Origin of the sequence: Brevibacillus borstelensis (assembly GCF_037834415.1) — a bacterium.
GTDB lineage: Bacteria > Bacillota > Bacilli > Brevibacillales > Brevibacillaceae > Brevibacillus > Brevibacillus borstelensis_A.
In genome coordinates this window covers 1-19,309 of sequence record NZ_JAUMSJ010000026.1, presented here as the reverse complement: position 1 = coordinate 19,309, position 19,309 = coordinate 1, and the positions used below count along the sequence as shown (strand labels likewise).

17 protein-coding genes and 2 pseudogenes are annotated in these 19,309 nt (G+C 52.1%); 12 read left to right on the top strand and 7 right to left on the bottom strand.

What is annotated here, in order from left to right; translation table 11 throughout:
- Positions 1-296: 296 nt before the first annotated feature.
- From Q3F21_RS18665 to Q3F21_RS18650, 4 genes are all read left to right on the top strand, one after another.
- Positions 297-2,579, top strand: coding sequence for a DEAD/DEAH box helicase (locus tag Q3F21_RS18665; RefSeq protein ID WP_340256432.1), 2,283 nt, complete (start codon positions 297-299; stop codon positions 2,577-2,579).
- Positions 2,569-4,044: a ribonuclease H-like domain-containing protein gene (locus tag Q3F21_RS18660; RefSeq protein ID WP_340256429.1), complete on the top strand. Its 1,476-nt coding sequence runs from the start codon at positions 2,569-2,571 to the stop codon at positions 4,042-4,044. Before Q3F21_RS18665 ends, Q3F21_RS18660 begins: the two co-directional genes overlap by 11 nt.
- Positions 4,045-4,112: 68 nt before the next feature.
- A complete protein-coding gene (locus Q3F21_RS18655) occupies positions 4,113-4,718 on the top strand; it encodes a hypothetical protein (RefSeq protein WP_340256426.1) in 606 nt (201 codons plus the stop codon).
- A 314-nt stretch (positions 4,719-5,032) separates the two neighbouring features.
- Positions 5,033-6,220, top strand: a complete 1,188-nt coding sequence (locus tag Q3F21_RS18650) for an ankyrin repeat domain-containing protein (protein ID WP_340256423.1) — start codon at positions 5,033-5,035, stop codon at positions 6,218-6,220.
- Between the two features lie 360 nt (positions 6,221-6,580).
- On the opposite strand, the gene Q3F21_RS18645 is transcribed toward Q3F21_RS18650, so the two are convergent.
- Positions 6,581-7,039 (bottom strand): GNAT family N-acetyltransferase, encoded by a 459-nt coding sequence (locus tag Q3F21_RS18645; protein ID WP_340256420.1) that lies wholly within the window; start codon positions 7,037-7,039, stop codon positions 6,581-6,583.
- Positions 7,040-7,228: 189 nt separating this feature from the next.
- Between Q3F21_RS18645 and Q3F21_RS18640 the strand changes: the two genes are divergently transcribed.
- The 3 genes from Q3F21_RS18640 (at position 7,229) to Q3F21_RS18630 (ending at position 9,772) form a co-directional block, all read left to right on the top strand.
- On the top strand, positions 7,229-8,596 hold the full coding sequence (locus Q3F21_RS18640; RefSeq protein WP_340256417.1) for a PLP-dependent aminotransferase family protein: 1,368 nt from the start codon (positions 7,229-7,231) through the stop codon (positions 8,594-8,596).
- 172 nt (positions 8,597-8,768) lie between these two features.
- On the top strand, positions 8,769-9,374 hold the full coding sequence (locus Q3F21_RS18635; protein ID WP_340256414.1) for a TetR/AcrR family transcriptional regulator: 606 nt from the start codon (positions 8,769-8,771) through the stop codon (positions 9,372-9,374).
- Positions 9,371-9,772, top strand: a complete 402-nt coding sequence (locus tag Q3F21_RS18630; protein WP_340256410.1) for a DUF5360 family protein — start codon at positions 9,371-9,373, stop codon at positions 9,770-9,772. The genes Q3F21_RS18635 and Q3F21_RS18630 overlap by 4 nt, the downstream gene beginning before the upstream one ends.
- Positions 9,773-9,794: 22 nt before the next feature.
- Here Q3F21_RS18630 and Q3F21_RS18625 read toward each other — a convergent pair whose 3' ends face one another.
- The gene (locus tag Q3F21_RS18625; protein ID WP_340256407.1) at positions 9,795-10,085 is read right to left on the bottom strand and encodes a hypothetical protein; all 291 of its coding nucleotides are present in this window, start codon (positions 10,083-10,085) and stop codon (positions 9,795-9,797) included.
- Positions 10,086-10,305: 220 nt separating this feature from the next.
- A complete protein-coding gene (locus Q3F21_RS18620) occupies positions 10,306-11,448 on the bottom strand; it encodes a glycerate kinase (protein WP_340256404.1) in 1,143 nt (380 codons plus the stop codon).
- A gap of 504 nt (positions 11,449-11,952) precedes the next feature.
- On the opposite strand from Q3F21_RS18620, the gene Q3F21_RS18615 reads away from it, so the two are divergent.
- Together Q3F21_RS18615 and Q3F21_RS18610 are read left to right on the top strand one after the other, a co-directional pair.
- Positions 11,953-12,435, top strand: a complete 483-nt coding sequence (locus tag Q3F21_RS18615; RefSeq protein ID WP_340256401.1) for a hypothetical protein — start codon at positions 11,953-11,955, stop codon at positions 12,433-12,435.
- Positions 12,436-12,819: 384 nt separating this feature from the next.
- Positions 12,820-13,692, top strand: coding sequence for an MBL fold metallo-hydrolase (locus Q3F21_RS18610; RefSeq protein ID WP_340256398.1), 873 nt, complete (start codon positions 12,820-12,822; stop codon positions 13,690-13,692).
- A gap of 252 nt (positions 13,693-13,944) precedes the next feature.
- Here the strand turns inward: Q3F21_RS18610 and Q3F21_RS18605 are convergent, their stop codons facing one another.
- Both Q3F21_RS18605 and Q3F21_RS18600 read right to left on the bottom strand, forming a co-directional pair.
- Positions 13,945-14,127, bottom strand: a complete 183-nt coding sequence (locus Q3F21_RS18605; protein WP_340256395.1) for a hypothetical protein — start codon at positions 14,125-14,127, stop codon at positions 13,945-13,947.
- Between the two features lie 149 nt (positions 14,128-14,276).
- Entirely contained in the window at positions 14,277-14,612 is a 336-nt protein-coding gene (locus tag Q3F21_RS18600) for a hypothetical protein (RefSeq protein ID WP_340256392.1), read from the bottom strand.
- Positions 14,613-15,087: 475 nt separating this feature from the next.
- Between Q3F21_RS18600 and Q3F21_RS18595 the strand changes: the two genes are divergently transcribed.
- Together Q3F21_RS18595 and Q3F21_RS18590 are read left to right on the top strand one after the other, a co-directional pair.
- On the top strand, positions 15,088-15,486 hold the full coding sequence (locus tag Q3F21_RS18595; protein ID WP_340256389.1) for a hypothetical protein: 399 nt from the start codon (positions 15,088-15,090) through the stop codon (positions 15,484-15,486).
- 11 nt (positions 15,487-15,497) lie between these two features.
- A complete protein-coding gene (locus Q3F21_RS18590) occupies positions 15,498-16,016 on the top strand; it encodes a hypothetical protein (protein WP_340256386.1) in 519 nt (172 codons plus the stop codon).
- A 271-nt stretch (positions 16,017-16,287) separates the two neighbouring features.
- Here the strand turns inward: Q3F21_RS18590 and Q3F21_RS18585 are convergent.
- A pseudogene (locus Q3F21_RS18585) lies at positions 16,288-16,945 on the bottom strand (IS256 family transposase); the annotation flags it as partial.
- A 277-nt stretch (positions 16,946-17,222) separates the two neighbouring features.
- Entirely contained in the window at positions 17,223-18,782 is a 1,560-nt protein-coding gene (locus Q3F21_RS18580) for a PLP-dependent aminotransferase family protein (protein WP_340256383.1), read from the bottom strand.
- Positions 18,783-18,899: 117 nt separating this feature from the next.
- On the opposite strand from Q3F21_RS18580, the pseudogene Q3F21_RS18575 reads away from it, so the two are divergent.
- Positions 18,900-19,309, top strand: a pseudogene (locus Q3F21_RS18575) (proline dehydrogenase family protein); the annotation flags it as partial.

The following is a 19,309-nucleotide window of genomic DNA, read 5'->3' as shown; positions in this document are numbered from 1 at the left end:
CTGTTTAAAAGGGACAAGTATGGTCGAAAAGAGTCATTTACAGCTTACCTATTTTAAAAAGGGTTGTCTACTTTCTTGCGTAAGGCGATGGTCAACGGGCAACGGCATAGCAGTTTCATCAGTGGGTGGCACCGGCAGCGCCGTCATGGTCCACAAGGCTTTTCAGTGCGGCTGCCGCAGCTCACATGGCTTCTCTCCTCATTATCCTTGCCAAATCTGGAAACAAACCGAACGAACGATAAGTCGTTTACAACCCGAACATCTATTCGTAAAATGGAGGGGAGAAGGTGACGAAAATGAATCGTAAAAAAAGCATGGCAGACATCCTTGAACTGCTGAAGCGCGACGAGCGCTTTTATCGGAATCTGGCGCATTGGGAGGTCATCCCTTCGCGCGAAGCCCGCACGGTTCCCTTTCCGGCAGAGATGAATCAGCAAATACAAGATGCCCTTGAAAGAAGGGGCATAACCTCCTTGTACACCCACCAGGAGACAGCCTTCCGCCATGTGCGGGAAGGAAAGCATATTGTTGCAGTAACCCCGACGGCCTCGGGAAAAAGCATGTGCTATCACTTGCCGATTTTGCAGAAGCTGTCGGAAGATCCGGAGGCGCGCGCCCTTTATCTGTTCCCCACGAAAGCTCTGGCGCAGGATCAAAAAAGCGAGCTGCACGGGCTCGTTCACGACATGGGATTCCCGATCAAATCAGAGACGTACGATGGAGACACACCCGCCAACATCCGGCAAATGGTCCGAACCGCGGGGAATATCGTGATCACCAATCCCGACATGCTTCATTCCGCCATTTTGCCCCACCATACGAAATGGGTTTCCTTTTTTGAACATCTGAAATACATCGTCATCGACGAGCTGCATACATACCGGGGCGTTTTTGGGAGCCACGTGGCCAACGTGATCCGCCGCCTGAAGCGGATTTGCGCTTTTTACGGGAGCAGCCCGCAGTTTATCTGTACATCGGCCACGATCGCCAACCCGCGCGAGCTGGCGGAGCAGCTGACAGAGGAAAACGTCGTGCTGGTGGACAACAACGGCGCTCCCGCCGGAAAAAAGCACTTTATCTTCTACAATCCCCCTGTCATTAACAAGCAGTTGAACATCAGGCGCAGCTCGACGCTGGAGGCCCGGGACATCACCGAGCTGTTTTTGACCAACGGCATTCAGACGATTCTGTTCGCCCGCAGCCGGGTACGGGTCGAAATCCTGCTCAAATACCTGCAGGAGCTGATCAGGCGAAAGCTGGGCGAAAAGACGATACAGGGCTATCGCGGCGGCTATTTGCCGAGCCAGCGGAGGGCGATTGAGAAGGGGCTTCGCCAGGGAGACATCATTGGCGTAGTCAGCACCAACGCTCTGGAGCTGGGGGTGGATATCGGGCAGCTTCAGGTGTGCGTCATCACCGGATACCCCGGCTCGGTAGCCAGCACCTGGCAGCAGGCGGGACGGGCGGGGCGCCGTCAGGGCGAGTCGGTTGTCGTGCTGGTCGGCAGCTCTACGCCGCTCGATCAGTACGTGATCCAGCATCCGGAGTACTTTTTTGAGCGGAGTCCGGAGTCGGCTCGGATCAACCCGGACAACCTGATTATCCTGGTGGACCATATCAAATGTGCGGCGTACGAGCTGCCTTTTTCCAAAGGGGACCGTTTTGGACGAGCCGAGATTACGGAAATTCTGGAGTTTTTGACTGAGGAGCAGATACTCCACCATGCAAAAGGAAAGTGGTTCTGGATGAACGACTCTTTTCCGGCGCACAACATCAGCCTGCGCTCCGCTTCCCAGGAAAACGTCGTGATCATCGACATCTCCGAGCGGGGCAGCGAAAAGGTCATCGGGGAAATGGACCGCTTCAGCTCGATGACCCTGCTGCACGACGAAGCCATTTACCTGCATCAGGGGACGCAGTACCAGGTGGAAAAGCTGGACTACGAGGAAAAGAAGGCGTATGTCAGGGAAGTGCAGATCGATTACTACACGGACGCCAACCTGGCTGTCCAGCTGAGGGTGCTGGAGGAAGACCAGACGCGGCGGGCGGCCGAGACGGAATTTGCCTACGGAGAAGTCACTGTGAACGCGATGGCGACGATTTTCAAAAAGATTAAATTCGAGACGCACGAAAACATCGGCTCCGGTCCGATTCACCTGCCGGAAGAGGAGCTGCACACGAATGCCGCCTGGCTCAGCTTTTCCGAGCAGGTTCTGGATGCAGTGGGAAAAAGCGAGGTGGAGCGCGGCCTGGTCGGACTCGCGCACGTTCTGCAGCACGTCGCTCCGCTGTTTGTGATGTGCGACCGCATGGACCTCCATGTCATTCCGCAACGCAAAGCCATCCATTCCGGGTCGCCGACGATCTTTCTCTACGACCGCTACCCCGGCGGGATCGGCTTGAGCGAGCAGGTGTACAAAGAGATGGATACGATTCTCGCGAGGGCCGAGGAGCTGATCCTGTCCTGTCCGTGCGAATCCGGCTGTCCGTCCTGTGTGGGCGCGGCGGAGGACGGAGGAAAGGAACTGGCGCTCACGCTCTTGCGGGTGGCGCAGGGAGGAAGTCTGCATGTCTCTTAAAGGCAAGCTGAATCGGTTTAAAGAACATTTGACGCGCGAAGCGCCTCGGCAAGCAGTCAGTCAGCAGAAAGCTCCCGGACGATCCGGCGGCGAGCTGGAACCAGGGGATGCGGCTGCCCTTGAAGCGCCGTCGCCTTTTGGTGCACTGGAACCAAGGTCTGCCGCCGTCCTTGAACCGCCGCCTTTCGGTGCATTCGAACCAGCTTCTGCCGCTGCCCCGGTCAACCCGGCGCTTACCGCTTCCCAAGCCAGTTTTGAAGAAATTCCGTTTTTGGACAAATGGACGGAGCTGGGGGCCCAGCCGTACTTTTGGGACGACGAGCACGTCATGGTGCGGGAGGTACGCTATCCAATCAGCCAGCGGCATGGCCTTTATGCATTTGCCGAATTGTACGAGACGATTGAGGAATGGGAGAGAGCCGGATTTGAACACCCCCTGTCAGCGTCGGGGAGATCTGCGGAGGACTTGCTGTTTTTCGATACGGAGACGACGGGGCTGCACGGCGGGACGGGAAACACGGTCTTTCTGCTCGGGCACAGCCGTATGAATGGCGAGAGCGTCATCGTCCGGCAGCATTTTTTGGCCGCCCCTCATTCAGAAGCGGCGCTCTATCGCTCCTTTCTGGAGGATTCGCAGACGGCTACCCACCTCGTTACGTACAACGGGAAGTCGTTTGACTGGCCGCAGGTAAAGACCAGGCACACGCTTTTGCGGGATCTCGTTCCTCGGCTTCCGGCGTTTGGCCATTACGATTTGCTGCATGGAGCGAGGCGATTGTGGCGGGAGGATCTGGAGTCTTGCCGGCTTTCCCTGATCGAGCGGGAAAAACTGGGCGTGGTGAGGGAAGATGACGTCCCGGGGTATTTGGCTCCCATCCGGTACTTTGACTTTTTGACTGACAAAGACCCTGATACGGTGGCAGGGGTGCTCCGGCACAACGAAATCGACGTCCTTTCCCTGATCACGCTCTACATTCATCTGTCAGCGCTGTTGCTGTCACACGAGCAGCAGGCCAACGTCTCTGAGGAAGAACGGTTCAAGGTAGGGCGGTGGTACGAAGCGCTCGGCGACGTCGCACGGGCCATGCAGGCGTACCGGCTCGTTGCCGAGAGCGCTCATCCACTGCGCGACAAAGCCCGTATTGCGATAGGGGGCTGTTACAAAAAACAAAGGGACTGGCGCCAAGCCCTGCTCGTTTGGGAGAGCCTTGCCAAGTCTGGAGTCCCTCTTCCGGAGGATGTTCTGATCGAGATGGCCAAACTCTGCGAGCATCAGGCGAAGGATTTGGAGAAGGCGCTTTTCTACGCGGAGGCCGGATATGACCGGTGGAAGCAGAAAGCGGCGCTGCTGCGCCGCAGGTCGAAAGCAGAGGAGGCCGCTTACCGCAAGCGGATCGAGCGACTCGAACAGAAGCTGCGGCAGCAGGCGGGCCCGGAACTCGATTACGGTGGAGGTCTGGTATAGTTTTCATTTGGTACAAAAGCATAACTGCTATTGTATAATAAACACAGTAGACTGGGGGAGTGTGTCGAATGTCTGATTTGGAAAACGTTTTGGACAGGATGTTTGCTGAATTTCAGAAGCTGACGGACCGCTTGGACCGGATGGAATCGAAGATGGGGGAATTCCAGAGCACCGTAGACCGGATGGAGTCGAGAATGACGGAGTTCCAGAGCACCGTAGACCGGATGGAGTCGAGAATGACGGAGTTCCAGAGCACCGTAGACCGGATGGAGTCGAAAATGACGGAGTTCCAGAGCACCGTAGACCGGATGGAGTCGAGAATGACGGAGTTCCAGGGCACCGTAGACCGGATGGAGTCGAGAATGACGGAGTTCCAGGGCACCATAGACCGGATGGAGTCGAAAATAGTTGACCTCGATACCAGGCTGACAGAGTTTCAGGGCAATGTAGAGCCCAAGCTGCAAGGTTTTGAAAGCTCTCTGGGCCGAGTCGAATCCAGGCTGGACGAACTGCAAAAAGCCGTAAACCGGATCGAACATTCCCAGCAGGATGAGGTAATCGGGATGCTTAGGCTTGTCAAAACGAAGACCGAAACACATGAGTCCAAAATTGACGTTCTGAACAAGCGCCTGCTGGAAGCGGAGGCAAAACTGGAGAGAGTCGCAAATTTATAGATGCATCCCTGACTGGACAATCCAAGGTGGCAGTCAAAATCTAGTCGGGGGAAGAAAAGGCAAGCCCGTGGTGAAAATGACTGCGGGTTTTCTTTTCACGCATGGCTTGTTAGTAAATATGAAAGCAAGGGCCGGGACCCAACCTGCGGCAGGCTGTTCAGGCAGAGCAGACGTCGATTAAAAGCGGAGAAAACGGCGGAGCAGGCGAAAAGGAAAAAACAGGGAAACTGTAGAAAGCAGAGAATCCCGAGAAGACAGGACGGGTAGGGAATGGCTTTGAAAAAGCAAGTAAATGAGTAGGTGATGGAAGTCAGATGAACCGGGATGCGTTAGACGAATTTCTGCAAGCCGCCATGGAAGGGGATGAAGCTGCCGCGAGGGCACTGCTTGCTGCTTACCCGGTTTTGGCCGTGACAAGTATTCATGCCGCCGCAGCAGCAGGGAATGCGGATGCTGTTGCCGCCATATTGGAAAGAGATCCGGCTTCCGCAGTGAAACCGGGAGGGCCGCTCAAGGCGGAACCGCTTCTTTATTTATGCTTTTCCTGTCTGTTGAAAGATGCTGCAAAGCACAAAGACTTCGCGGAAGCGGCAAAATTGCTGCTCGCCAACAGGGCGAACCCAAACGTCTCCACGATTGATCCGGAAGATCAGAGTGGACGCAAGCTGCCTGTACTATACGGAGCATTGGGGATAGTGGGACATTTGGAGGTAGGCAAAGCGCTGCTCGCAGCCGGGGCCAATCCGAACGACGGGGAAACGCTCTACCATGCAGCCGAGATGTCCCGGAATGATTGCCTTGATTTGCTATTCGAATACGGCGTCGATGTCAATACGGCTCCCGCTTTGTTCCGCAAGCTCGATTATGAAGACGAAGCGGGCGTTCGCTGGTTTCTGGACCACGGAGCCGATCTGACCCTTACGTTGGGCGAGCAGCGAAATACGCTGCTGCATTGGGCTGTCTATCGGGGAAGATCGCTGCCCATCATCGAGCTGCTGCTGAACCATGGGGCCGACGTCAATGCCCGGAGGTCGGACGGCAAAACGGCATTTGCGCTCGCTGTTCGCTTTGGTGAAACCGCAGTGGCGGAATTGCTGCTGCGCCGCGGGGCAAACGGCGAGGCTGGACAGTTGGATCTGTTTTTCGGCGCATGCGCCGCGGCTGACGAGCAGCGCATGGGCAGAATGCTGGAGGAAGACCCGGATTTGCGATCTGACTTGGCACCGGAAGATCGCGAAATGCTGCTAGAGTTTGCCGAACGGGGACAGGCGGATGCCGTCCGCTTGATGCTTGAAGCAGGTTTTGACGTGGAGACCAGCAGGGAGGAAGGTACCGCGTTGCATGTTGCGGCGTGGTTCGGCCATTTCGACACGGTGCGGGTTCTCCTTGCTCAGGGAGCTTCCGTTTCGGCACAAAACGGATACGGAGGAACCCCTTTGGACAGGCCATTCACGGTTCGCTGCACTGCGGCAGCTCCTGCGCGAGGCAGCATGCCGCTGTAGTCGAGGCGCTGATTCAGGCGGGAGCAGCCGTGCCCGACAAGGCGGAGGGAAGCCGTGATGTTTGGGAGATATTGCGAAGGCACGGGTCTTCCGCGTAGGCTGTCCGAAATCGGGATAAACCAAGTCCCGATTGCGTAGGCACCCTCAGTATCGATACGACTAGGATGCGGTGCCGCCTGAAGCTCGGACTGTGAGGAGTGGGCTTTTCCAATATGGGCAACACATAGGCATGCGCTGCCTCGACTGTTTTCTTGCAACGATGAGTTGCGGCGCTCCTTTGGACTGTTCTCAATCACAAAAAGGCAGCGGCAGCTTCGGGCTCGAAAATACAATCCGAAACGGCTGCTGCCCGTTTTCTTTTCACGGCAGCGCTCGCGTATCCGTCGGCTCGACGCCAAGCTGTTTCTTGAGAAGCACCTCGTCATCCACTACATAACCGCAGCGTTCATACGTTCGAATCGCAACAGCGTTTTGACTGTCTGTCAACACTTTCATCTCCGCGACTCCACGCTGTTTCAGGTGTTTTTCCAAGCAAGAAATCAATAAAGCAGCCGCGCCTTTTCCTCGAGCAGATTCTTCCACATATATTTCCGTTATTTCTCCCAAAAGCTCCCCATAACAGAATGATTGGAAGCTTTGCGCGCAGCCGAATCCAACGATTTTGCCATCGCACTCTGCTACGGCGATCAACTCGCTGCTTGTACGCATGCTCTCTATGATTTCCGGTGAAGGCCTTCTGTCGCCACCGTTGAACAGCTGATTTAGCCTGGCAAGCTCTTCCGCATCGTTTTCAGCTGCCAGCCTCGCCCTTATCTCCAAATCGAATCGCCTCCAAACGCAACTTTCTGATCTGTGGGGGATGGTCTTGATTTTTTTCGACATGCGCAAAAGATGAGGTGAACCAAAAGCCTAATGAGCAGTATGGCTTAACGCTTACGATAGCGAAAATGTGTATACTTGAAAATGTGCAGTTTTGCAAAAATAAAAAGGACAGATGGAGGTCATCTGATGCTTTTCACACCGCAGCTGGACGATTCCAGCCGCATTCCCCATTACGTGCAAATTTACGAGCAGATGAAGCGGCAAATGATCGCGGGAACATTGTCCGAGCATACAAAGCTGCCTTCTGTCCGCAAGCTGGCTGATCTGCTGGGACTTAGCACCACCCCGGTGGAAACGGCGTACCAACAACTTATCGCGGAAGGCTTTATCGCCAGCAAGCCCAAAAGCGGCTACTACGTTCAACCGCTCGCCGAACAGCAGGTGGACAGGGGAGGGGAGAGAGAAAGAAAATCGACCGTGGCCCGCCTGCAGCATCGGGATACATCCTCGTACCCCTACGTTTTTTACCTTTCAAGAAACGACTTTTCCCAATTCCCCTTTGCGCTGTGGCGCAGGCTGTTCAACAGAGTGCTGCGTCACGAATACCAGGAGCTGCTTTTTTACGGAGACCCCCAGGGGGAGTATGGACTGCGAAGGGAGCTGGCGCGCTATTTGCACCAGCTGAGAGGTGTATCGTGTTCGCCCGGGCAGATCGTGATCGGAGCCGACCAGTACGGGCTGCTGAGCTTGCTCGCCTTGCTCCTGAAAGCTCGCGTGGCCCGCGTCGGGGTTGAGAATCCGGGCTATCCGTTGATCGCTTCGATCTTCCGCCAAAACGGCTATGAGGTGGTCCCCGTCTCGCTGGAGGAGGACGGCCTGAACGTAAACGAGCTGGCGGACAGCGGTGTGCAGCTGGTCGCGGTCTCTCCGTCTCACCAGTACCCGCGGGGAATGATCATGCCGATCGCCAAACGGCTGCGGTTGCTGGAATGGGCCAAGAAGACGGATGCTTACTTGATCGAGGACGATTATGACGGCGAATTCCGGTATCACGGGAGGCCCGTTCCGTCCCTGCAGGGCTTGGCGGAGGGGACCAACGTGATCCACATGGGCGGTTTCTCACAGGTGCTGGCCCCCGCTTTTTGCGTCTATTACATGGCCCTGCCGGAGTCCTTGCTTGCGTCCTACGACCTTTTGCTGAGAGAACTGCTGCTCGAACAGTCCGCATCTCCCTTGCACCAGAAAACGTTGGAGCTGCTCATGCGGGAGGGACATTTCGAAAAGCATGTACGCCGGATGCGGAATGTCTATCGGAAAAAGCACGACACGCTGGTTCAGGCAGTCCGCAAGCATATGGGGGAGCGGGCCGTGCTGATCGGAGAGGACGCCGGTTTTCATGTGCTGCTGAAGGTGGAGCATCATTTGGAGGAAAAGGGAGCTTTCGCTGATGGCAAAAAAGGCCGGAATCAATGTCGCCTCGGCTGCCTATACCTGGATGCCGCCTCGCCCGGAAGGGGCTGCAAAAGAATTTCTCCTGGGCTTTGCCGGGATTGAGCTGGCAAAAATCGAGCCGGGTATCCGCAGGCTCACCGATGTTTGGTGGGGGTAGTTTCCGTTTTGACTCCCAAAACTTGACACAATGCCTGGTTTGGGAGTAAACTGCTCATCGACAGGAAAATAAAGAAAATAAATTATTTTCTTAAGTTTTTTGGGGGAGGCAGGAGCCGTGCAGGAGAGAATCGTTCAACTGGCTATTCGAGAAATCCACAGCAAGGGTCTCAAGTTTACGATGGGGGAGCTGGCCCGACAAGCGGGGATGAGCACGAAAACGCTGTACGGATACTTTTCGTCCAAAGAAGAACTGATCACCACGATTATTGAGCGCGCGATCAAAGAGCTGCAGGAGAAAGAAGACGAGATTATCGGGCGAACAGACATCGATCTGACGGAAAAACTAAAGCTTTTGCTGGCACTCGTCCCCAGTGGCTTTGGCAGTACGCATATCCGCCTGTGGTACGAACTCAAGCGGTACTATCCCGAGCAGTGGGCGCTTGTTGAGGGATGCCTTGAAAACGAGTGGGACCATGTACGGAACATTCTTGAGCAAGGAATGGCAAAGGGAACATTTCAGCGGGTGAGCATCCCTGTCTTTATTCACATGTATATCGGATCGCTCGAGCATCTGGTGAACCGGCAGGTCACAGAAGAAACAAACATGACGATGAGAGGCGCCCTGGACGCGATGATTGACATATTGCTGCACGGGATTGCGGGCGGCGGGGGAACCGTGGGGCAAATCGCGGATGCCGCCGGAGAGGTACGTGTGAAATGAAAACGCTGCGGCCTTTTTTCTGGTTGACGGACGTCGGATTTATCGTATACTGGAGCATTGTCTTTCTCGAATGGCTCCCACCCGAATACCTCTATCCGGATTACGCCAATCCGCTGATGGCGGCCTGGAATCTGTCGTTCTTTCCCTTGGACATTTTTATTTCCATTACGGGACTGACGAGTCTGTATTTTTATCATAAAAAGCGAAACTGGCGTCCGATGGCGCAAGTTTCGCTTGTCCTTACCTTTTGTTCAGGCCTGCAGGCCATCGCCTTTTGGGGGTTCAAAGATGACTTCGATCCCGCCTGGTGGTTCCCCAATCTGTATTTGCTCGTATATCCCTTGTTTTTTTACCGTTTGTTTGCGAGGGAGCAGCTAGACTCCGCGGCCTCTCCATAACGAGCAAGAGGGAGATTTGCCGCTATATCTCATCCTGTTTCATATGCTTTTTGATAAACCGGAAGAATCCCGCGGCGCACATCGCAATGATCGCCGCCCACGTGAACAAAAAGGCGATGCCGAGGCCGATATTGGCTCCCGCAACGTCATTGGAGCGCTCATAGAGCAAGGTGAAAACAAGCGGGCAGGCAAGCGCGGTATAAAGCATAAAAAAGGAAAAAAGCTTTGTTGTCGTTTTCTTCTGAATGGTAAGATAGACAAAAATATGGGAAACCAGCAAGAGGATAAACGTGACAACCGTCAGCAGCAACATGCGGCAGAGCCTCCTCGAATCTTTCTTTATCCAGGTTGTTTCCTCGTGTACTACCATAGCCAAAAACAAGCGTTCAAGCAAGCGCGAGGGGGAGTGTAACGATGAAGCACGGCATCACGCATTTGCCATGATTGTTATGAAAAGAAAGGTGGAACTCCCCTGACAGCTGTCAGAGGGCGGCATTCAGCTCGTCAATGCGCTGAATCTACGTCTCATTCGCTTATTTATGCTTGCGGCCAGCCAGATACGTCCGGAACACTTGCTCGGCCGTCTGGGCCAGCAGTTCCGGTGCCCGCTGCATCGCTTCCTGCAGGGACATCGGCGCGTTGACTATGCTGTGAATGCTATGAATGCCGTACTGGTAAAGGGTATCGATACCGCGTCCGATCGAGCCTGCCAGAACGAATACGGGAATGCCCCGTTGCTGGGCCGCCTGCGCTACTCCCATCGGAGTTTTGCCTGATGCTGTCTGGAAGTCGATTTGGCCTTCCCCCGTAAAGACGAGATCGGCATCCTGCAAATGTTTCCCCAACTGCGTGTATTCGATCACGATGTCGATACCGCGTCTCATGGACGAAGGGAAGAAGGCTTGAAATGCACCGCCGATTCCGCCTGCGGCCCCTGCTCCCGCCAGCTGATGAAGCCGGATTCCGGTCTTGGACTCGACCAGATCTGCCCACGTGCGGAGGGCGCGGTCCAGCTTTTCCGCCATCGCGGCAGTCGCCCCTTTTTGCGGGCCGAACACATGGGAAGCTCCGTTGGGACCGATCAGGGGATTCTGGACGTCGGAGGCGATCAAAAACTCCGCTTCTCGTACGCGCGGGTCAAAATCGCTGTCGTCGATCTCCACGATTCGTTCGAGCTCGCCGCCGCCAAAGCCAACCTGTTGTCCCCGGGCGTCGAGCAGCTTCATGCCGAGCGCCTGCAGCATGCCGATGCCGCCGTCATTGGTCGCGCTTCCGCCAATGCCGAGAATAAACCTGCGGCAGCCGTCATCCAGTGCTTGTCTGATCAGTTCGCCTGTGCCGTACGTCGTGGTGATCAGCGGATTTCTCTTCTCAGCCGGGACCAGATAGAGGCCGGACGCGCTCGCCATCTCAATTACGCAGGTGACGTTGTCTCCCAAAATTCCGTAGGCGGCATCCACGGGCGTGTTCAAAGGGCCTGTTACAGTCACTTCCACCTTGCGTCCCCAGGTAGCTGCGATAAGGCTGTCCATCGTGCCTTCTCCGCCGTCTGCGACCGGCACCAGAACGGTATGAGCTTCGGGGCAAACCTGTCTAATGCCTGTTTCAATGGCGAGGGCGGCGTCACATGCAGACAAGCTTCCTTTGAATGAATCAGGGGCAATCACAACCTTCACTTTGACGTTCCACTCCTTTGCAGTTCGCTTTCATCACTTGGTTTTGATTTTAGAGAGGGGGCATTTTGTCTGTTGAGGCAAACATTACTCCATAATGGGAGATTGACTTCAATATGACTCCATAAAAGGTGTTTTTCAATCATTTCGTCAGCGAAAATTCTCAACGATTTGCACCAATATGTTTCGAGAAAACAGAACAGTAGTTTGCTAATATGATTGAAAATCAGAAATGGATATATTTACAATAGGAACAGAAAAATTTGTGTTATAATCATTTTATTTGAAATTTTTGGTGAATATACAGGAGGAGAAAATGAATACTAAGAAGCTTTCTAACGCAACTGTTTTCCTTAGCAGTTTAGCAGTATCTGCAGCTGGTTCTGCCTTCGCAGTATCTCAAGGATATGATTTTACAAAATCCCTATGATCCGACCTCTTCAGATGCTTCTCCTTCTGTTCATCGTTCTCCTTGGTGGTTGCAGCGCGGGCAGTTCATCAGAAACAGTGGAAGAAGTACCAAGTGACACGATCCAAACAGCCCCTAAAGAAAAGTCATATGCAAGCGTCTACGACTATTTCGCAGAATTTACAGGGGAGAATTTGAAAACATCCGTGCTTCAAATAACAAAAAACGATAATTCGGCAGAACTCACGTTACAAATCTTCATTTCGGACGATTTGAGAGAAAAAATGATGAGTACGGAAAACCCCATTTACTTTACGTTTGGGGATCTGCCGGGTAACGAGACAATCAAGAATTTGCTTGCTGAGTCTCCTTCACTCGTTCAAATTGAGTTAAACAGTAAAGAGAATCTGTATACGATTTCGCAACAGCTAAAGCTAAAAAACAATTTGACGGAAGCTGATAAACAGGCGCTATTGTCTCCCGCCAATTACCGGTTTCAGGTCGCAAACGAAAAAAAGCTCTCTGTAGCCAGTTATATGGGTTTAGAATATTCGCTACTTCCTGAAGATAATCGGAGGTAGTAAAATCGCTTGATGAGTTTTTTCCCTTGCTCATACCTGACAAAAAGCTTTTGCCCACGCTGTTTCGCTTTTCGAACCAATTAGGCAGGGGAATACTTACACACTCACAAAACTTCAAAATGAGGTCTTTATTTGGTCTCCATTGGTTGAGAAATGATGGTTTTAGACGGCCTATAAAACGCCTTGCAGCTGGCGATATGGATGCATCAAAACCGGGCGGGGATGCGGCAGGGCGGTAGACAGATGCTTTACGCTAGTTTTCAGCTCCTTCCCAGTTTCACCAGGATGTAAAAAAGTGGTGCATCTGGATACGGAAAAACGTGGTATCGTGATGGTGACAGCTTGGATTTTTTTGAAAATGGAAAGAAGAGAGGGAGAAAGCTGGTGGAACAAAACCAAAGCCTGAAACGGCTGACCGACCGCATTCATTTTCTGCCGCCGGATGAGGGGACAGATCGTCCGATTCTTGCGGCCATTGCCGGGAACGAGCAGACGTTGATGCTCGATACGGGAAACTCTCCCGCACATGCGGAGTTGTTTCTGAACCAATTGGAACGGCACGGGATATCACAACCGTCTGTTGCCGTTTTGACTCATTGGCACTGGGACCACACGTTTGGCGGTGAACGGGTCGGGGCCAAACTCGTTGCCCATGAAAAAACGAAAGCCGTGCTGGAGAAGCTCGTCCCCCTCGCCTGGACGGATGAGGCCATCGACGAGTGGAAGGATAAAAGCAGCGGATTTGCTTTCTGCGCCGAGATGATCAAAAAGGAGTACGGCGACGAGCGCATTATCTCGATCCGGCTGCCGGAGATTGCCTTTCAAGCGAGCTGGGAGACTGATCTCGGCGGCATCCGGGCAGCAGTGGAGCATGTCGGCGGCGACCATGCCTCCGATTCTTCGGTCGTCTACATCCCGGAGGAGAAGGTCTTGTTTTTGGGAGATTGCCTGTACGCGGACTTGTATGGACGCTACACGGCGGCGAAAACGCGTGCGCTGCTGTCGAAGCTGGAGAAGTACGATGCCGACTGGTACGTCCTGTCTCACGAAATGCCAATGTCGAAAGTGGAATTTCAAGGCTACGCGGAGCTGCTTGGACTGCTCTGCCAGCTTACGGAGGACGCGAATGGGGAGCGCGAGGCCATCGTGTCCGGGTTAACCGCCGCGCTGGGCCGTCAGCCGGGCGAGATCGAGCTGGAGGCTGCTGCCTGCTTTGTGAACGGGGCGGCAGTACAGGCAAGCGCAGGAGGACAGTAAGGCTATAGCAGGGATGGGCTGCTCTAACAATGCAGCCTTTTTGGTATGTAAGGGATCTGTAGAGACGTCCCCCATTTGCGGCGACAGAATTGGAGATCTGCAGATCGCATGCTCCTCGACCGGATAAATCCGGACGCCTGTTTGCAAGAGCGCCGACACACTCTCCCCGGTAAACGCTCTGCCGGAAAAAGAAGCGACGACGTGCAGTCCGGTCGACGCCCCCCAGATGTCCACCTGCCCGGGAAAATGAGCCTAAAGCGCGTCGCATAGCGCTTTTCGGCGGCGCTTGTACAGCTTTTTCACCCGGCTGATGTACTTCTCCAGATGGCCTTCCTCCACAAAACTTCCCAAAGCCAGCTGCTCTAGCGAAGGCGTGTGCAGATCGGTGTACCATTTAGTCTTCTGATACCGTTCCAGAGCGTCACGAGGAAACATTTTTTGCTATTCATTCTGAAGAAAAAATAGGAGGACATTTCGGGGTATTCGTCACGATGTTGACCTTAGAGGGCCCTAAGGCGGGAAACCGCCTTTCTTTATTGATTTGGCTGTATAATACCAAAATTTTGAATATATGGATTTACATTCTAATTAAAATCGTATTCATACTTTCTATCTGCACTTTGCCATCTTATAAATGTATCTCTGCTAGATAACAAAATTTGACCAGTTGAAAAATCTGGCGGTGAACTATCTTTCAGTATATTGTATATTTCTGTTAATTTTTTGGTTGCGGATTCGCCATTTAAGGCGACCTTCACCTTCCAGTTTTTTAGTTCCATATATCCGAAAATATCGTATTCAGCGTCTATCCAAGCAGAAAGATTTGAATCAATTGTAACTAATTTAGGGTTTTTAGGAATTTCCATCTCCTCAAAAGAAGTTAGAGATTGACTGGTCCTTCTCCCACTAATTCCACCCATTTCACTACTTCCTGAAAGATAGTTTAATTCGGGGCTATTTACTTCTATCTCTTTTTCGATTTCATATACCGTCAGAGTATATTCATCTTCAGAGGATTTGTACTTTATTCCATACTAAGGAGATCAAAAATGACGGCTCGCCAGCAATCGGTTCTTCAGTTGGGTACTTGTGTGGCCGCTAATGTATTTACACCTTTTGTTTTAAGAATCCCGTTGACTTCCAGATGAACTATTGGCTTGTAATCAGGAGAGGCAGGTTTTCCTTGAGCAAAAAACCGAGAATGAAAATGCAAGGCAATAAATCAAAACAAACAGGGAATCCCATAAATGTATGTACCAATATTAGATCCGAATCGTCTTAATGTATAGTTGTGACATAAACATGAAAAAGAAATTGCAAAAAATTGAATTTTTTCCCAAATATGTTATCGTAAAGTAGCCGTCGACCGACATAAACTCGTAGGAGAAGATAAGCATGAACTTTGTCAAAAAATTAATGATTGTTGCTGGTTTGGTTGGCACATTCGCTAGTTTTGCTGGAATTGCATATGCTGCTCCAATTTCATTTGAGAGGGGAACTGGTACTACTATCGAGTGGTCTGATAGTAAAAAGAAATGGGAGTCTAGAGCTTTTACTTATGGTTCCTATGGCACAGTCTATACAAGAACGTATACTGAGATTTATGCAGGTGGGGTGAAAAAAGACTGGAAAAACAGTGAAAAAGTTAAGGGAAGCAATTCAAGTGCTTTTGCGTATGCTCCATCTGGCTATGACGATATTGAGGCATTGTCCGGACATAGAATATGGTGGACGGATGATATTGAAGATTCTTGTTTGTGGACTCAAAAGCCGAATTATAAATTTTACAATTGAGGTGAGCTAAAATGAAAAAGAGCACGAGATTAATTGTTAGTATGTTTGTAGTTGCTGCAATTGCTGGAGGAAGTTTTGGGGTTTTCTATTCAGATGCGAATGCATCTAAAAAGCAAATTGAAGAAAGTGACAAAATGAAGAAACATCGTTCAAAAGAAACAAACGACAAAATTGAAAAGTCTTGGAAGAGTGCAAAAGAGACTTTTGAATTTGACGATAGTGATTGGACTAAATATGACTATGCTGATCGCTCTCATTTCACTAAGACATTGAGCGAACAGGAAAAGAGTAGCTTTTATGAAGCGATGTTAAATGCAATGTCTGAGCACCAGAAGGTTGGAGATATGATGCCAATCTTGATGGTGAATAAAGACAAAACTAAGGCCGTAATCATGTTCAAGCGTGATGAAGGCAAAGGTAAGTCAGTTAAAATCGAATTGGCATTAGAAGGGGATTCTAAGGCGTCAATTAGTGCTGAAAGTGACAAGGAGACGAGAGAGTGGAAAGTTGACAGCGTAGAAGAAAAGTAAGATTGATTAAGGTGAAACTATGTATTCCGAATGTTATCGATTTACAAAGAGTTAAAGCGGGTCTGTCAAGAATTTTGTGTAAACTCAAATCAACCGATATAGATGAGAAGGTTTCATCCACGAATTGGGACATCTTTCTCTCCACCAACAGAGTCAAGGGCGTAAGGCGAAGCGAACCCTTGATACGTTGGTGGAAGAGAAAGATAATCCCTTCGGGGATGAAGCCTTTCATTTGTTAGCGGATGTACGGGTGGACTCGATCCTCAAAATACTGGACCCCACGTTTTTTCAGTTCATGAAGGACATGCAGCCAGAACTTTGCTGATTCATTCTTCCCAATCCAGATTCCAAGCACATCTTTATGACCGTCAAGGACAATGCCAATACCATGTAAGCGGCTTTATTGACGATAGCTCCATCTTGCTTTACCTTAAAGTGAATGGCATCTAAGAAGACAACAGCATAAACCGATTGCAAAGGGCGATTTTGCTACTCTTTCATCATCGGAACAACTTTATTCGTTACAAGGGAAATGAGTGTTGGTGAGACGTCGATACCGTAGAGCTGCTGCAGATGGTCCTGGATATCGCGCGTGGATACGCCTTTTGCATATAGGGCGAGAATCTGGTCTTCGATCTGCCACATATGTTTCTTTACAATGGTTGGCTCAAAATCACCTTCTCGATCTCGAGGTACTTGAATGTCAACATCCCCATACTCAGAATGGACGGTTTTCTTACTATACCCATTGCGGCTGTTGGTTGTCAGCTTGTTTTTCACGTCATGCTTGGCGTATCCAAGAGAGGACTCTATTTCCGCTTCCAGCATTTCTTGAATCGTGTCTGAGAATAGCTTCTTTAACGCTGACTGTACATCGTCAACTTCATGTTTTTCTCTTTGATCCACTGCTTGATCTGCTCTTTTGACATCATAAAAATCTCCCAACCTTTCTAAGACTAATTGTAGTGTAGAGGTTGAGAGTTTTTACACAGAATATTTTGCAGACTCCCTTTTTCAGCCCCACCCAGACATCGCTAAAGATTCAATTTAGCTTATCAAAATAATGAATAATTTTCCGAGTATCAATATATTTGGAGTTGAATTTTTGGATCTAGTCCATCTTTAGCCTATAGTTTATTGTTGATAGGGTTTCTCCCTTTCCAAACTCCATTTTTAACCCGCAGTCAGTTCTAAGCCAAAATTCCTCTATCCCAAAACCCGTTTCATCCTCCGAATCCCTTCTACAATGTCCGCTTCCGGCAAATTCCCGTACCCGATAATCGCCTTGTCCGCATGTCTCCCTTTGCAGATCGCATGCTCCTCGACCGGATAAACCCGGACGCCTGCTTGCAAAAGCGCCGACAAACTCTCCCCGGTAAACGCTTTGCCGGGAAAAGAAGCGACGATGTGCAGTCCAGTCGACGCCCCCCAAATGTCCACCTGTCCGGGAAAATGAGCTTGAAGCCCGTCGCATAACGCTTTCCGGCGGCGCTTGTACAGTTTTTTCACCCTGCTGATGTACTTCTCCAGGTGGCCTTCCTCCATAAACCGCCCCAATGCCAGCTGTTCCAGCGAAGGCGTGTGCAGATCGGTGTACCATTTGGCCTCCTGATACCGTTCCACCAGGGACGGAGGGAGCACGAGATAGCCCATGCGCAGCCCGGGAGAGAGAATTTTGCTAAAGGAGCCGATGTAGATGACACGATCTCCGGCAAGCCCCTGAAGCGAATGGACCGGCGGACTGTCGTACCTGAATTCGCTGTCGTAGTCGTCCTCGACGAGATAGCAACCGCGCTCGCTCGCGTACCGGATCAGCTGGATTCTCCGCTGGATCGGCAGCGTGCCGCCCAAAGGAAACTGGTGGGAGGGCGTGACCAGCACAAAGCGCGGCTGTGCATCGGCGGGGAGAAGGTCCGTCATCATCCCGTGCTTGTCGACCGGTACAGGGAGAAGCGCGGCCCCGGTCTGAGCGAAGATCGTCTGGATATCGCGGGTAATCGGGTCCTCGAGCACAGCGCAAGCGCTTTTGGAGAGCAGCACCCTGGCGATCAGGACGAACGCCTGGGTCGCCCCGGACGTGATCACGATCTGCTCGGGACGGCACTGCACGCCGCGCGTCCGAAATAGATAGCGGCTGAGGATCGAGCGCAGCTCCGCTTGGCCCTCGGGCCGTCCGTAGCCAAAGGCGTCGAGCGGAGCGTCCCGGCATACCCGCTGCATGATTTTTCCCCACAGGGCGCGGGGGAAATGATCGAGACAAGGAATGCCGGAGCGGAAATCGATCACATCCGGGGGAGTGGGAGCAATTGTCGAATCGATCACATTCGAGGAAGTGCGACCAATTGCCGATGAGGGCGTCCGCGCATCGTTCTGGAGCAGGGGGAAAGCTCTATCGTGATTCATTGGCCAATCCGATCGCCATCCATCCTGCCGTGCCTCTGGCATTTCCTCTCCGCGCTTTTCCGTTTTCCGGCCAGACGAAGAAAGGTCCTGCGAAAGAAGCGGCGTAAAAAGCGCCAGATCAATCCCGGCAGCCACATAATGACCGGAGCCCTGCCGTCCTTCCAGATACCCTTCTGCGAGCAACTGGTCGTATGCCTCCAGGACGACATTGCGGGACACATGCAGTTCTTCCGCGAGCTTTCGCGTGGAGGGGAGCCGCTCCCCGGCACGCAGCTCGCCTTTCAGAATTTTGCCGCGAATGTCTGCGTACAACTGCCGGAACAAGGGCAGCGGCTGGGTGCGGTCTATGTTGATCCAGAGCATGGCAAGCCCTCTCTTTCGCAAAGTGGTACTGTCCACATTGATGAAAAGTGGACCTAATCCTAGCCAGATTAGCATGTTATCGTGTGGGAGAAAAGCGAAGAAAGGGAGGAACCGAGGATGGAGAAACAAAACAAATCGGGGGCCAGGGACATGGCTGCTCGGCTGGAACTTTCGCCCGCGTTGATGGAGGAGGACCCGCCCAAAATCATGTCCGACGAACAAGTTTTGCGGACAATAGCCCGCGACCCGGACATGAAGGACTTCGTAATGCGGACGCCTTGGCTATACCGGATTCTCTATTCGGCGGCAAAACGGTATGTGGCCGGAGAACAGAGAAACGAGGCAGTGAAGGCGGCGGTCCGACTCCAGGAGCTCGGCTACCGGCAGTCGCTAGAGTTTATCGGGGAAAACACGGCTGACGCGGAAGAATGCCGCCGCGCCACAGACGAATTTCTCGCGCTGATTAAAGAAAGCAGCCAGAACGGCTTATCCGCCGACATTTGCTTCGACCTCTCCCACATCGGTTT

Excerpts from the sequence above, each read along its gene's own strand:
- Q3F21_RS18665 (WP_340256432.1), top strand. The coding sequence starts at position 297 with ATGAATCGTAAAAAAAGCATGGCAGACATCCTTGAACTGCTGAAGCGC.
- Q3F21_RS18660 (WP_340256429.1), top strand. The coding sequence starts at position 2,569 with ATGTCTCTTAAAGGCAAGCTGAATCGGTTTAAAGAACATTTGACGCGC.
- Q3F21_RS18655 (WP_340256426.1), top strand. The coding sequence starts at position 4,113 with ATGTCTGATTTGGAAAACGTTTTGGACAGGATGTTTGCTGAATTTCAG.
- Q3F21_RS18650 (WP_340256423.1), top strand. The coding sequence starts at position 5,033 with ATGAACCGGGATGCGTTAGACGAATTTCTGCAAGCCGCCATGGAAGGG.
- Q3F21_RS18640 (WP_340256417.1), top strand. The coding sequence starts at position 7,229 with ATGCTTTTCACACCGCAGCTGGACGATTCCAGCCGCATTCCCCATTAC.
- Q3F21_RS18630 (WP_340256410.1), top strand. The coding sequence starts at position 9,371 with ATGAAAACGCTGCGGCCTTTTTTCTGGTTGACGGACGTCGGATTTATC.
- Q3F21_RS18625 (WP_340256407.1), bottom strand. The coding sequence starts at position 10,085 with ATGTTGCTGCTGACGGTTGTCACGTTTATCCTCTTGCTGGTTTCCCAT.
- Q3F21_RS18605 (WP_340256395.1), bottom strand. The coding sequence starts at position 14,127 with ATGTTTCCTCGTGACGCTCTGGAACGGTATCAGAAGACTAAATGGTAC.
- Q3F21_RS18600 (WP_340256392.1), bottom strand. The coding sequence starts at position 14,612 with ATGGGTGGAATTAGTGGGAGAAGGACCAGTCAATCTCTAACTTCTTTT.
- Q3F21_RS18595 (WP_340256389.1), top strand. The coding sequence starts at position 15,088 with ATGAACTTTGTCAAAAAATTAATGATTGTTGCTGGTTTGGTTGGCACA.
- Q3F21_RS18590 (WP_340256386.1), top strand. The coding sequence starts at position 15,498 with ATGAAAAAGAGCACGAGATTAATTGTTAGTATGTTTGTAGTTGCTGCA.
- Q3F21_RS18580 (WP_340256383.1), bottom strand. The coding sequence starts at position 18,782 with ATGCTCTGGATCAACATAGACCGCACCCAGCCGCTGCCCTTGTTCCGG.